Origin of the sequence: Flavobacterium cheonhonense, assembly GCF_035671315.1 — a bacterium.
Classification (GTDB): Bacteria; Bacteroidota; Bacteroidia; order Flavobacteriales; family Flavobacteriaceae; genus Flavobacterium; species Flavobacterium cheonhonense.
In genome coordinates this window covers 20,484-33,553 of the sequence record NZ_JAXAVY010000006.1, presented here as the reverse complement: position 1 = coordinate 33,553, position 13,070 = coordinate 20,484, and the positions used below count along the sequence as shown (strand labels likewise).

Sequence of the window (13,070 nt, the reverse complement as noted above, 5' to 3'; positions counted from 1 at the left end):
AAAACCCTTTCTCCCGAGGCTTCGGGACTGAAAGGGTTTCTTTTTATAATTTAAAGATAAACGACTCGCTTGGTTTGATATTCAAATGAATGGTTCCTTTACCGTTTACTACGTTGAGAACAGTACTACTACCATATAATTGGTCTTTTACCGTGTAACTGCCATCGGTTAATTTCCAAGCGGCTATTATATCCTCAGGCACTATTAAGTCAATTCTGCTGGTGGTAACCCAAGAGAAATTGGCAATAACAATCAGCTTTTCATCTTCGCTGTAACGTACGAAAGAATATAATCCCTGATCGTAATTTTGCGTCTCTTTGCGATTCACTGATTGAATTTCTTGGAATTTACCCAACATAGCGCTACTGTTTAAAGTAAAATTCAGCAATCGACTGTAAAAATCACGCAACGCTTTTTCGCTGTTGGATAGTTGACCTCCATCAAATTTACCACCGTTCATCCAGCGTTGGTGGTGCGGCACTCCGATATAATCAAAGATAGACGTTCGGGAACGTTTGCCAAAACCGGCGTCTTCATTGCCGGGCTCGCCCACTTCTTGTCCGAAATAAATCATAGTTGGAGAAGAACTAATCGTAGCCGAAACTACCATAAGTGGCTTCCCTTTTTCGGGAGTGCCGGCAAATTCCGGACTGGCCAAACGCTGTTCATCGTGATTGTCTAAGAAATGTAGCATATGATGTTCGATATCCGACATATTGTTTTGGATATCTGAAAGTGCATCCGGTAAGGCATTACCTTTGATCACCGCTTTCAAATGGTCATACGTTTCTACCTTATCGTATAAATAATCCATTTTACCCAACTTGATGTAATTGCGGTATTCCTTCGGATTGTAAACTTCAGCCAACAAAAAGGCTTTGGGGTTTTTCATTTTGATACTCGAGTTCATATAGCTCCAAAACTCATACGGTACCATTTCGGCCATGTCATAACGGAAACCGTCTACGCCTTTTTCAATCCAATACAACGCAATATCGCGGAATTTCTTCCAAGAATCCGGCACGTCTTTATCTTTCCAAAAAGCAAAGTGAGCGGCATAATCCTTTTCGTCATATCCGGCAGGCAATTCCGGGAAGTCTTTGGTGCCATCGGGTCTTACACCATAATTTACTTTTACCGTTTCATACCAATCATTAATATCCGGTTTGGCCATACGCGATCCGTTGCCGGTCCACTTGGCCGGAAACTCCGAAAACTTACCGTCACTAAGCGGATTTACTTCTCCGTTGAGCGGTTTATAATCCGGAGAGGTCGGCACTTCAAAAGGCGTATTCGGGATGTAATAAAAATTATTGTTTCGGGCATATTCCACCGAAGTGTCATCGTCGGCCCCAAAATCCTTTACCCCTTTCGGGTTGGTTAATCCTTTGTAGTTTCGGGCAATATGATTGGGCACAATATCGATTATCACTTTCAATCGATGCTTGTGTGTACGGGAAATTAAAGCTTCAAATTCTTCTAATCTTTTAGCCGGATCTACCGCTAAATCAGGATTTACGTTGTAATAATCTTTAACAGCATACGGCGAACCGGCGCGGCCTTTTACTACATCGGGATCATCATTAGAAATACCGTATTTGGTGTAATCCCTAATCACATCGTGGTGTGGCACTCCGGTATACCAAATATGAGTAACCCCTAATTTTTTAATTTCTTGCAAAGCGGTATCGGTAAAATCATTGAATTTCCCAACGCCGTTTTCTTCTATAGTGCCCCAAGGTTTATTGGTGGTTTTCTTATTACCGAACAAACGGGTAAAAACTTGGTACACTACATACTTTTGGGGCTTTTCTACAGCCTCTACTTTTTTCATCATTGGCACATTTTTATTGTTTTGTGCTACAGTTGCATTCAACGTACAACCCACAGCCATCAGCAGTAAAATTTTTGTTTTCATAGTATTTCGGCCCAACAATTAAAGCGTTGCGGCGTTGTGACAAATATAAAGAAATGATTGAAATATGAACACCATAAATAATTCTTAATAAAGGCTTGTATTGCTGCTATTTTCATAAATTTGCCCACTCGAATCCTTTGGATTGAGCTGTAAAAATTAAAATTCAACCATTTGAAAAAGTTACTTTTTTACATCGGATGTTGTTTGTTGGTTGTTAATGGGATGACTGCCCAAAAAAAATCATCACAAATTAACGTAGAGTATTCCGATTTTGCCGACATCAACCAAACCGAAATTCCGGACGCATTATTGTTGCGAGGCAATGTAAGAGTGAGTCATGAAGGCGTAGTTTTTACTTGTAACAAAGCTTATTTCTTTCAAAAAGAAAACTATATCAAGGCTTTCGGCGATGTCCAAATGGTACAAGGCGACACGCTTTTTTTAAACAGTAAATACGCCGAGTACAATGGCGAAATCAAGCAAGCGTATGCCACCGGAAACGTAGTCATGCGTTCTCCCGAATCAAAATTGGTGACCGATACCATCAACTTCGATCGCAATACCCAAGAAGCTTTTTACAATACTTACGGGACAATTACCAACCGAGAAAACACCTTAAAAAGTAAATCCGGACGCTATTATGCCAACGAGAAAAAGTTCCGTTTCCTGACCGCCGTAACCATTACCAATCCGAAATACACGATTAAATCGAATCACTTGGATTATTACACCAATTCGGGTCACTCCTATTTATTTGGTCCTTCTACCATAACCAGTAAAGAAAATTTCATTTACACCGAAAAAGGATTTTACGATACCAAAAAGAATTTGGCCTATTTCAAACGAAAATCCTACATCAAATACAAAGACCGCCGCATTGAGGGCGACAGTTTGTACTACGATAGAAACCGGGAATATGCATCGGCGACCAACAATGTCAAAGTCACCGATTCTATCAACAAAGGGGTAATCAAAGGCCATTATGCCGAAATTTATCGCAATCTGAAAACCCAAAAAGATTCGATGATGATTACCAAAAGAGCCGTGGCCATAACTTTAGTGGAAAACGATTCGATGTACGTGCACGGTAAGAAAATGATAGTAACCGGAAAACCCGGCGAACGCATAGTGCGAGCCTTTAACAACGTCCGCTTTTACAAAACCGATATGAGCGGTAAATGCGATTCGATTCATTCGGACCAAAAAACCGGCTTGACCAAATTGATCAAAAATCCGATTTTGTGGAATTATGAAAACCAGATGACCGGTGATGTCATGCATCTTATCGGTAATAATAAAACCGAAAAATTGGATTCACTTAAGGTATTGAACAATGCTTTTATCGTTTCAAAAGATACGCTCGGCACCGGATACAATCAGGTGAAAGGGCAAAATTTATACGGTAAATTTGAAGACAATAAGTTGCGGGAAGTCGATATCATCAAAAACACTGAAGTCATTTATTACATGCGCAATGACCAACAAGAACTCATTGGCATCAACAAAAGCGTAAGCAGTAAAATCAATATGGTTTTGGATAAAAATACTATCGAAACCATTACCAATTACAACCAGATTGACGGCGATATCTATCCCGAAAAAGATTTACCTGAAAACGCCCGAAAGTTACGCGGATTTATTTGGCGCGGTGACGAGCGCATCAAGTCGAAAGACGATATTTTCCCTCCGGAAGAAAACGAATTAGACGCCAAAATTCAAGCCGAACGCAAAGCCGAAATGGATCAAGACAACAAACCGCTTTTGCCTTCCAAAGAAACCTTGGACTACGACAAAAACAATCCGAGTCCGAAAGCCAAAGTCGCCAAAAAAGAGAAAGAGAACGGAGCAAAAGCCAAGGCACAATAGTCTCAGCATTCAGTCTTATTTCATGACCGATAACTGACAACTGACAATCTACATATCATGAAAGCAGATTTTTTAAAATACCAAGCACAAACTTCTCCCTATCCGTTAGGCATGGAAGTATCACATGCTGTTGGTTCTTATATTTACGATACTCATAATAAAAAATACCTCGATTTTGTAGCCGGAGTTTCCGCTTGTTCGTTGGGACACCAACATCCGAGAGTAAATCAGGCCATTATTGATCAATTGAACAAGTATTCACACGTGATGGTTTACGGCGAATACGCCCAACATCCGGCTGTGGCCTACTGCAAATTATTGGTGGAACATTTGCCGCCAAGTTTGAACAAAATTTATTTGGTCAACTCAGGTACCGAAGCCTGCGAAGGTGCTTTGAAATTGGTGCGTCGTGTTACCGGTAGAAGCCAATTGATTTCTTGCCACAACGCTTACCACGGGAACACTATGGGTTCGATGAGTGTGATGGGTTTTGAAGAACGCAAGCAAATCTTCCGTCCTTTGATTCCGGATGTCGATTTCATTACGTTTAACAACGAAGCCGACTTGGAAAAAATCACCACCAAAACCGCCGGAATTATCTTGGAAAGCATCCAAGGCGGAGCCGGTTTTATCGAGCCTCAAAACGATTTCTTGGCTAAGGTTAAAAAACGTTGCGAGGAAGTTGGCGCTTTAATGATTATTGATGAAATCCAACCCGGATTTGGTCGTACCGGAAAATTATTCGGATTTGAAAACTACAATGTAGTGCCCGATGTAGTGATTATAGGTAAAGGAATGGCCGGCGGCATGCCTGTTGGCGGATTTATCGCCCATGAAAAGCATATGGATTTGTTGAGTCACGACCCTAAATTAGGACACATTACCACCTTTGGCGGACATCCTGTCATTGCGGCAGCCAGCTTGGCCACGCTGCAAGAAGTACTGGAAAAAGACTACGCACAGCAATCTTTAGCCAAAGAAAAGCTATTCCGAGAGCTTTTGGTACATCCTTTGATAAACGAAATCCGAGGACGAGGCTTAATGTTGGCCGCTATGACCAGCGACCCGGAAATTACCAATAAAGTAATTTTCAAATGCCAAGACAAAGGATTGATTTTATTTTGGTTGTTGTTTGAAGGTTGTGCCATCCGAATTACGCCGCCGCTCACCATTTCTGAAGCAGAAATCAAAGAAGGTTGCGCCATCATCCTTGAAGCGATGAATGAAGTGATGAATGAAGAATGATGATTAACGATTTCAGATTGTAGATTTAAAATCTTAAATCATAAATCGTTACTCTTAAATCGACAATCATTATTGTTAATTAAATTGTTTACAACAATCAATTAACCCAACAAAAATACGAACCCCGTTTCCCTAATTTTATTAAGGATAATTTTAACACCTACTAGTATGCACCTGGATCACGACGAAGAAGACTACAACTTATCCTTAGCGAAATTTGAATCGATGTTGAAAACCAACAAAGTTTTATTTTTTGATTCAGAGGAATTCGAGGAAATCATACTGCATTATCTCGATATGGGAAAAGCCACTATGGCTAAAAAAGCACTTAAGTTAGGCTTAGAGCAACATCCTAAGTCGACAGGTCTGAAACTGGTTCAGGTAGAAATGTTGGTGTACGAAGACAAATTGGATCAGGCGGAAAAATTACTCAACGAATTGTACGCCATCGAACCTACCAACGAAGAAATATTTATTCAAAAAGCCAATATTTATTCCAAAAGAGACAAGCACGAAAAAGCGGTTGAGTTTTTACAAATTGCGTTAAAATATACCGAAGATTTAGCGGATGTGTACAACTTAATCGGAATGGAATACCTTTTTATGGACAACTTGGAATTGGCCAAAGCGAATTTCATTAAATGTTTGGAAGAAGATTTTGAAGATCAATCCGCGCTTTATAATGTGGTGTACTGTTTTGAGTTTTTAGACCAGAACTTGGAAGCCATCGAATACCTAAAAACGTATATCGACCGTAATCCGTACAGCGAAATTGCTTGGCACCAATCCGGGCGTTTGTATTATGGTGTGAAAGATTACGAAAATGCAGTTCGCGCCTTTGAATTTGCGACCTATATCGATGACGAATTTTTGGGTGCTTTCATGGAAAAAGGGAAAGCCTTAGAGCGTTTAAAACGACACGAAGAAGCCATCGAAAGCTATCAACGTACTATTGAATTAGACGATCCTACTTCTTATGCCTTATTGCGCATCGGAAAATGTTATGAGAAACTGGGCAACAAAGTCGAAGCCTTAAAATATTTTAACAAAACTGTACACGAAGATCCGCTTTTAGACAAAGGTTGGATTGCGATTACCGATTTTTATGTACGCCAAAAAAATTACCAAAAAGCCCTATTTTATGTCAACAAAGCCTTGGCTATAGACGACCAAAATCGTTTGTATTGGAAGCGTTTTGCGACCATCAACAAAGCCATGAATTTGTTTGAAGAAGCCGAATTCGGTTACCGAAAAGCAGTAGAGTTTGGTGATTACCAATTAGACACTTGGTTGTTTTGGGTGGACATGATGCAAAATATGGGCGAAACCAATAATGCGATACTGACATTGATTCAAGCTTCGGAATATTTTCCGGAAGAGTGCGAGATTGAATACCGTTTGTCCGGCTTGCATTTCTCTTTACACGAAGAAGAAAAAGGCAACTTCCATTTGAGCAACGGCTTGCGTTTGAACTCGAAACACAGCACCATTTTAGCGGAATTATTCCCGAGAGTTTGGGAAAGACCATCGGTGCAAGAGTATATTGCCAAACATCAAAAACCGGAATAAATGTCGAAGAGACAATTTGGTCTGATCGGAAAAAACATTGCCTATTCGTTTTCCAAAAAGTACTTTACCGAAAAGTTTGCTTCAGGCCATCTGGAGGATTGTATTTATGACAACTTCGATATCCAATCGATAGAAGCATTTCCGCAACTCATTACTAACAATCCTCAACTCAAAGGCTTAAACGTTACCATTCCTTATAAAGAAGCGGTTATTCCTTATTTAGACCAATTATCTGATAAAGCCGCTAAAGTTGGCGCTGTCAATGTGATTCGGTTCACCAAAAAAGGAAATCTAAAAGGCTACAACTCGGATTATTATGGTTTTATGAAATCTTTGGAACCACTGCTCCAACCGCATCATCAAAAAGCATTGATTTTAGGAACCGGAGGCGCCGCTAAAGCAGTGGCTTTTGCCTTGAAACAGCTCGGTATACTTTATACATTTGTCTCTCGAGAAGAAAAGGAAGGCGTGATTGATTATGAGCGAATTAACGCAACGACTTTCGATAATTATCACATTATTATCAATTGTACACCTTTGGGAACCAGTCCAAATACTGAGGCCTTTCCTCCTATTCCATTTGAGTTTTTTACTCACAAACACATCGCCTTCGATTTGATTTACAATCCCGAAGAAACCTTATTTTTGAAAAAAGCCAAACAACAAGGCGCCATTACCAAAAACGGTTACGAAATGTTAGTGTTGCAAGCAGAAAAGGCTTGGAAAATTTGGAATAAATAGTTTCACCATGTAAGGCATTTAAGTTCGATTAAGACAGATAAAGAACTTATGCCTTTTATGATTCAAATAAAGAATAATGAATATTAAGCTAATCGCCATTGGCAAAACCGACAACAAGGCTTTACAATCGTTAATTGACGATTATACCAAACGCTTGTCTTTTTACATCAAGTTTGATTTAGACATTATACCCGATATCAAAAACGTTAAGAATCTTTCGGAAGCACAACAAAAAGAGAAAGAAGGCGAATTGATTTTAGGCAAATTAACGCCAACCGATCAATTGATTTTACTGGATGAAAACGGTGCTACTTTTTCGAGTGTCGGATTTTCAGATTATTTGCAAAAGAAAATGAATTCGGGTACCAAAACCTTAGTCTTTGTGATTGGCGGACCGTATGGCTTTAGTGCCGAAGTTTATAAAAAAGCCCAAGGCAAAGTCTCGCTTTCCGAAATGACTTTCTCCCATCAAATGGTTCGGTTATTCTTTATAGAACAACTGTACCGCGGTTTTACCATATTGCGCAACGAACCGTATCATCATCAATAAAAGTACGAAGTTAGAGTTTAGTATATGTACTCGCGTTTGGTTTTGATGGTTACGCCTTTTTGGGTAATGTTCAGCTTCTTCAAAAACAATTTGTATTCGATGTATTTCCCAAACGACATGCCTTTGTCATAAGAAAAATAAAGGCGCGTATTCGGCATTTTATTGATAAATTCTTCCAACTGATTTTTAGAAAAAACCAATTCGTCGTAATGCACCAAATCGTTTCGGTCTAAATAAAAATGACGAATGTTAAAATCGGGTTTCTCCAATTTATAACGAATTTCAGTAAACGGTATAAACGCCAAATTTTTCTTTACGGTATCAGTATAGGTAAAATAGTTCTCCGAAGCTTCGTTCTTGTGGGCGCTGTTGTCTTTTTTGTTTTGCAGTTTTTTAATCTCCAAAATCACTTTGCGCAACGGCAAGCGCTTATCAATGTTAAACAACCAATTGGTAGAACTAATGGAATTATTACGATTCACTTCGACCAAAGTATCTTTCTCGTTAGCGTTAAAAAAGAAATAAATCGGCGAATGATCTTTCACTTCAGCCACTATTGTTTCTTGAGCAACCGGCAACAACACTTCTTTGTCTTTGCCGCAGGACATCAACAACATTGAAAATAGTAGTAAGACTGTCTTTTTCATTTTAGTTTTGGGGATTTAATTTTTAGCCATTAAACTTTGGTGCAATTTTACGCATTCTACAGCTTCTTTCACATCATGTACTCTTAAAATAGTGCTACCTTTTTGTAAAGCTATTGTATTCAACACTGTTGTACCGTTAAGCGCAAATTCGGCCGTAGTCTCTAACGTTTTATAAATCATTGATTTTCGGGAAACGCCAACTAATATTGGCAACTCCAAACGGTCGAACAACTCTAAATTAGCCAACAGTTCAAAGTTTTGTTCGGTTGTTTTAGCAAAACCAAAACCAGGATCTACAATCAAATCGTTGATGCCAAAACTTCGGGCTTGTGCTATTTTCTCCGAGAAATAAAACAAGACTTCTTTAGTGATGTTGTTGTACTGCGCCAAACTTTGCATGGTTTGCGGATTACCTTTCATGTGCATCATGATGTACGGCACCTGAAAATCGGCTACGGTTTGCATCATTTGTTCGTCTAAACCACCGGCCGCAATATCGTTTACTATACAAGCACCGGCTTCCAAAGCCGCTTTGGCTACATTGGCTCTAAAAGTATCAACAGAAATCAGGGCTTCAGGAAAATGTTGCAGTATCAGTTGTACTACCGGAACCAATCGTTCGGCTTCTTCAGCTTCCGAAACAAATTCAGCACTCGGCTTACTCGAATACGCACCAATATCGATAAATGTTGCGCCTTCCTCCAGCATTTTTTCTGCTTGGTTCAGCAAGGCTTTGTCATTGGCATACTTGCCGCCGTCGTAAAAAGAATTCGGGGTAACATTTAAAATACCCATCACTTTGGGAATCGTTAAATCGATTAGGTTTCCGCGACAATTGATCGTCATTTTCCGGTGTTTGTGGTGGTTAGACTGACTTCCGTTAAAATATGCTTAAAACTGAAATTACTAAACTGTATTCATCCCTCGGCAATCAAAAAAATTCTTTACTTTTGGGAAAATTTGATACAAAGATACACTGAAATGAGTAATACTTCTCAAGAATATGACAAGGTTATCGCAATTTGCCGACAACTGTACATCAATAAAATGAAAGACTACGGTAGTGCTTGGCGCATCTTAAGATTGCCGTCGTTAACCGACCAAATTTTCATCAAAGCACAACGCATTCGCAGTTTGCAACAAAATGACATCCGAAAAGTTGACGAAGACGAAAGTGGTGAATTCATCGGCATTATCAATTATTCTATTATGGCCTTAATTCAGTTGGACTTGGGTGTAGTAGAACAACCCGATTTAGATTTAGCGAAAGCCACCGAATTGTTCGATGCGAAAGTGGCTTTAACCAAATCGTTGATGGAAGCCAAAAACCACGATTACGGCGAAGCTTGGCGTGAAATGCGCGTGAGTTCGCTAACCGATTTGATTCTGCAAAAACTACTTCGCGTGAAACAAATTGAATACAATCAAGGTAAAACCATCGTTTCGGAAGGCATTGATGCTAATTATCAAGACATGATTAATTATTCGGTTTTTGCGTTGATTCTAATGAAATTTGGACAATAAACAGAAAGAAATCTATTGAATTTTAGTTTTCGGTTTTTGAAACTTATTTGGAATTTGCTTTTTAATATTTGAAACTTAGTATAATGAATACATCAAAAAATAACATCGCTTGGGGCATTCGAATTGTAATTTCGTTTTTGTTTTTACTTTCGGCGGTAGCCAAACTGTATCCGTCGCCTTATTTTGCCATTTCTACTTTTGAGGTAAAGCAATTGTATCCAATGGGCTTTTCTGAAGGATTTGCGCCTTACTTTTCCAGAGTACTAATCGGTATTGAATTGGCTTTGGGCTTTTTGATTTTGCAGAAAAACTTTTTGCGAAGCATTATCGTTCCGGCTACTATATTGTTATTGTTTGTTTTTACGGCTCATTTAACGATAGAAACCATTCAAAACGGTGGAAATTCAGGCAACTGTGGTTGTTTCGGAAGTTTGTTACCGATGACACCTATCGAAGCTATTTTAAAAAACGTAGCGGCTATGGGATTGTTGGTTTGGCTGTTAATGATTGTGCCAAAAAACAATGAAAAAGGACATAACTTTTGGATGCTTACAACGGTAACTTTAGCATCCATTTTAGCGCTATTCATGCTGGCACCGATTCAACCTTTGGAAAGTCAGTTCACTGTTTCCGAACCGGAAGAAAGCGTAAATGATACCGTTGTTGCCAGTCCTATTGATACTGTTGCTACTCAGGTTATCGTAAAAGATACTGTAAAAAAGACAACTGAAGTAAAACCCGAGATAAAAGCGGAACTGAATGAACCAACCAAACACAAATCGGGTTACGCTCAGTATTTCTCACACATCGACAAAGGACGTAAAACACTTTGTTTCTTTGTTCCGGGTTGTGATCATTGTAGAGATGCCGCTAAGGAATTGACCGAATTGCGCAAGAAAACTAAAGATTTTCCGGAAATCTCCATCATTTTCATGAATGAAGAGGCCGATTTGATTCCGAATTTCTTTAAATACGCCGGAGCGGAATATCCCTATAAAATCATCGAAGTGATTCCGTTCTGGAAAGTCTTAGGTTCCGGTAAAGATACGCCGGGTGTCAAATATTTATGGAACGGAAACGAATACAAATACTATTGGGGCATTACCGATAATAAATTCGATGTGATTGATTTTGAGAAGCTTATCAACAAACCTTACTCGGAATTAAAAAAATAAAATAAACGTCACGGCTTAATATCTTTCATAATGTTAAAAACTAAAATTTATTTTAATATTTTTATATCATGGATGTTTTTATGCTTGGGAATTTATTTGTTGTTCTTTAGTGAAAATAACACCCTGCTTTATGAGTTTCCACTCAGAATCATTTTAGGTCTATTACTCGTACCGGTAAATGCCGTTTTGTGTTTGAGATGGATTAATATTTTGAGAACCAATTAGTTTTTTGACACTAAATACCACTTTATGATCAAATACATTATGTCAAGAAAAGACAATGAAAAAGCCTTTTGGGGAATTCTCCTGAGTGCTATTGTCTTTGGGATTGGCTATTATTTTTTGAATTATATAGCCACCATGGAAGAACCACCTTTGGGACATACCATTCACATCCTTATCGGTACCACTTTAATGGCCGTTAGCGGCTTGGGAGTTGTGCTTATTCTAAAATACCTATACGATCAAAAAAGAAGAAAAAAAAGAAAAGAAAACAAAAGAAGAAAGCATAAAATTGTGTTTCTGAAGCATCAAAAAAAAGAGAGTTCAACCATATAGCTAAGTAAAAGAAAACCATGAAAAAAATAGCGTTATACCTTGTGGCTGCCATAACTACCTTGTCGTGTTCCAATGCTCAAATTAAAGAGTTTTCAAAGGAAACCATGCAAAAAGAGTTGGTATTGCCTGACAACAAGAAAGTCACTTTTAAAGAACTTCTAAAAAAACACAAAGGTAAAGTTACCATTATTGAAATTTGGGCTTCTTGGTGCAGTGATTGTGTCAAAGCCATGCCTAAGGTAAAAGAAATGCAAGCCAATCATCCAACTGTTGACATGGTTTTTATTTCGATGGATAAAGCTTTTGACAAATGGCTGGCCGGAATTGAAAAACACGAGCTCAAAGGCGACCATTACTGGGTAACAGACGGAATGAAAGGCGAATTCGGAAAATCGATTGATGTGGATTGGATTCCGAGATACATCATTTTAGATAAAAACGGAAAAATCATCACCTATCGCGCCATAGAAACCGATTTTGAATCGATTAATGCTACTTTAAAAACCCTAGAATAATGAGACAAAAAATTGTTGCCGGAAACTGGAAAATGAATAAAAATGCGGAAGAAACCGAAGATTTGTTAAACGACTTGATAGACCAATTACCTCAGGATGTTGACGCTCAAATTATAGTAGCGCCTACGTTTATCAATTTGGCTTCGGCAGTAGATCATTTGGAGTTTACCAATATAGCCGTGGCTGCACAAAATATGCACCAAAACGAAAATGGTGCCTACACCGGCGAAATCTCGGCCGACATGCTCAAAAGTATCGGCGTAAACATCGTTATTCTTGGACATTCTGAAAGAAGAGCCTATTTTCATGAAACCGATACTATTTTGGCCCAAAAAGTAACTACGGCTTTAAAACACGACATGACGGTAATTTTTTGCTTCGGAGAGGAATTGAAAGACCGCCAAAACAACCAACATTTCAATGTAGTGGAAAACCAATTGCGTGATGGCTTATTCCATTTAGAAAACAACGATTGGGAAAAAATCATTTTGGCTTACGAACCCGTTTGGGCTATAGGAACCGGAGAAACCGCTTCACCGGAACAAGCCCAAGAAATGCACGAATTTATCCGCGAAACCATTCGTAAAAGATACGGCAGTAACGTGGCAGAAGAGGTTTCAATCTTATACGGCGGTAGTGTAAAACCGGACAATGCCAAAGAAATTTTTTCAAAACCCGATGTAGATGGTGGCTTGATTGGCGGTGCTGCTTTAAAAGCCAGTGACTTCGCCGCTATTGTAAACGGCGTATAAAAATTATAAA

General features: G+C 38.9%; 13 protein-coding genes. 10 read left to right on the top strand and 3 right to left on the bottom strand.

The window, feature by feature from the left end:
* Positions 1-43 precede the first annotated feature (43 nt).
* Positions 44-1,918, bottom strand: coding sequence for an alpha-amylase family protein (locus SK086_RS11825; protein WP_407652328.1), 1,875 nt, complete (start codon positions 1,916-1,918; stop codon positions 44-46).
* 222 nt (positions 1,919-2,140) lie between these two features.
* On the opposite strand from SK086_RS11825, the gene SK086_RS11820 reads away from it, so the two are divergent.
* The 5 genes from SK086_RS11820 to rlmH all read left to right on the top strand — a co-directional run bounded on the left by SK086_RS11820 (position 2,141) and on the right by rlmH (position 7,889).
* A complete protein-coding gene (locus tag SK086_RS11820; protein ID WP_324691965.1) occupies positions 2,141-3,784 on the top strand; it encodes an OstA-like protein in 1,644 nt (547 codons plus the stop codon).
* 57 nt (positions 3,785-3,841) lie between these two features.
* Complete coding sequence (locus SK086_RS11815) at positions 3,842-5,029, top strand: aspartate aminotransferase family protein (protein ID WP_324691877.1); 1,188 nt, start codon at positions 3,842-3,844, stop codon at positions 5,027-5,029.
* 168 nt (positions 5,030-5,197) lie between these two features.
* Complete coding sequence (locus SK086_RS11810) at positions 5,198-6,598, top strand: tetratricopeptide repeat protein (RefSeq protein ID WP_324691876.1); 1,401 nt, start codon at positions 5,198-5,200, stop codon at positions 6,596-6,598.
* Positions 6,599-7,339, top strand: a complete 741-nt coding sequence (locus SK086_RS11805) for a shikimate dehydrogenase family protein (RefSeq protein WP_324691875.1) — start codon at positions 6,599-6,601, stop codon at positions 7,337-7,339.
* A gap of 76 nt (positions 7,340-7,415) precedes the next feature.
* Positions 7,416-7,889, top strand: a complete 474-nt coding sequence (rlmH, locus tag SK086_RS11800) for a 23S rRNA (pseudouridine(1915)-N(3))-methyltransferase RlmH (RefSeq protein ID WP_290874831.1) — start codon at positions 7,416-7,418, stop codon at positions 7,887-7,889.
* 17 nt (positions 7,890-7,906) lie between these two features.
* Here rlmH and SK086_RS11795 read toward each other — a convergent pair whose 3' ends face one another.
* Together SK086_RS11795 and folP are read right to left on the bottom strand one after the other, a co-directional pair.
* Positions 7,907-8,536 (bottom strand): hypothetical protein, encoded by a 630-nt coding sequence (locus tag SK086_RS11795; RefSeq protein WP_290874834.1) that lies wholly within the window; start codon positions 8,534-8,536, stop codon positions 7,907-7,909.
* A 15-nt stretch (positions 8,537-8,551) separates the two neighbouring features.
* Positions 8,552-9,382: a dihydropteroate synthase gene (gene folP, locus SK086_RS11790; protein ID WP_290874837.1), complete on the bottom strand. Its 831-nt coding sequence runs from the start codon at positions 9,380-9,382 to the stop codon at positions 8,552-8,554.
* 135 nt (positions 9,383-9,517) lie between these two features.
* Between folP and SK086_RS11785 the strand changes: the two genes are divergently transcribed.
* The 5 genes from SK086_RS11785 (at position 9,518) to tpiA (ending at position 13,060) form a co-directional block, all read left to right on the top strand.
* Positions 9,518-10,060, top strand: coding sequence for a DUF1599 domain-containing protein (locus SK086_RS11785; RefSeq protein WP_324691874.1), 543 nt, complete (start codon positions 9,518-9,520; stop codon positions 10,058-10,060).
* Between the two features lie 83 nt (positions 10,061-10,143).
* Positions 10,144-11,235 carry a MauE/DoxX family redox-associated membrane protein gene (locus tag SK086_RS11780; protein ID WP_324691873.1) on the top strand — a complete coding sequence of 364 codons (1,092 nt, stop codon included), beginning with the start codon at positions 10,144-10,146 and terminating at the stop codon, positions 11,233-11,235.
* A 249-nt stretch (positions 11,236-11,484) separates the two neighbouring features.
* Positions 11,485-11,793 (top strand): hypothetical protein, encoded by a 309-nt coding sequence (locus SK086_RS11775; RefSeq protein ID WP_324691872.1) that lies wholly within the window; start codon positions 11,485-11,487, stop codon positions 11,791-11,793.
* A gap of 17 nt (positions 11,794-11,810) precedes the next feature.
* Positions 11,811-12,308 carry a TlpA family protein disulfide reductase gene (locus tag SK086_RS11770; RefSeq protein WP_324691871.1) on the top strand — a complete coding sequence of 166 codons (498 nt, stop codon included), beginning with the start codon at positions 11,811-11,813 and terminating at the stop codon, positions 12,306-12,308.
* Complete coding sequence (gene tpiA, locus SK086_RS11765) at positions 12,308-13,060, top strand: triose-phosphate isomerase (protein ID WP_290874852.1); 753 nt, start codon at positions 12,308-12,310, stop codon at positions 13,058-13,060. The genes SK086_RS11770 and tpiA overlap by 1 nt, the downstream gene beginning before the upstream one ends.
* Positions 13,061-13,070: the final 10 nt, after the last annotated feature.

Coding starts and splice junctions, on each gene's coding strand:
- SK086_RS11780 (WP_324691873.1), top strand. CDS start 10,144: ATGAATACATCAAAAAATAACATCGCTTGGGGCATTCGAATTGTAATT.
- SK086_RS11820 (WP_324691965.1), top strand. CDS start 2,141: ATGACTGCCCAAAAAAAATCATCACAAATTAACGTAGAGTATTCCGAT.
- SK086_RS11815 (WP_324691877.1), top strand. CDS start 3,842: ATGAAAGCAGATTTTTTAAAATACCAAGCACAAACTTCTCCCTATCCG.
- folP (WP_290874837.1), bottom strand. CDS start 9,382: ATGACGATCAATTGTCGCGGAAACCTAATCGATTTAACGATTCCCAAA.
- SK086_RS11795 (WP_290874834.1), bottom strand. CDS start 8,536: ATGAAAAAGACAGTCTTACTACTATTTTCAATGTTGTTGATGTCCTGC.
- SK086_RS11810 (WP_324691876.1), top strand. CDS start 5,198: ATGCACCTGGATCACGACGAAGAAGACTACAACTTATCCTTAGCGAAA.
- SK086_RS11785 (WP_324691874.1), top strand. CDS start 9,518: ATGAGTAATACTTCTCAAGAATATGACAAGGTTATCGCAATTTGCCGA.
- rlmH (WP_290874831.1), top strand. CDS start 7,416: ATGAATATTAAGCTAATCGCCATTGGCAAAACCGACAACAAGGCTTTA.
- SK086_RS11825 (WP_407652328.1), bottom strand. CDS start 1,918: ATGAAAACAAAAATTTTACTGCTGATGGCTGTGGGTTGTACGTTGAAT.
- tpiA (WP_290874852.1), top strand. CDS start 12,308: ATGAGACAAAAAATTGTTGCCGGAAACTGGAAAATGAATAAAAATGCG.
- SK086_RS11805 (WP_324691875.1), top strand. CDS start 6,599: ATGTCGAAGAGACAATTTGGTCTGATCGGAAAAAACATTGCCTATTCG.
- SK086_RS11770 (WP_324691871.1), top strand. CDS start 11,811: ATGAAAAAAATAGCGTTATACCTTGTGGCTGCCATAACTACCTTGTCG.
- SK086_RS11775 (WP_324691872.1), top strand. CDS start 11,485: ATGATCAAATACATTATGTCAAGAAAAGACAATGAAAAAGCCTTTTGG.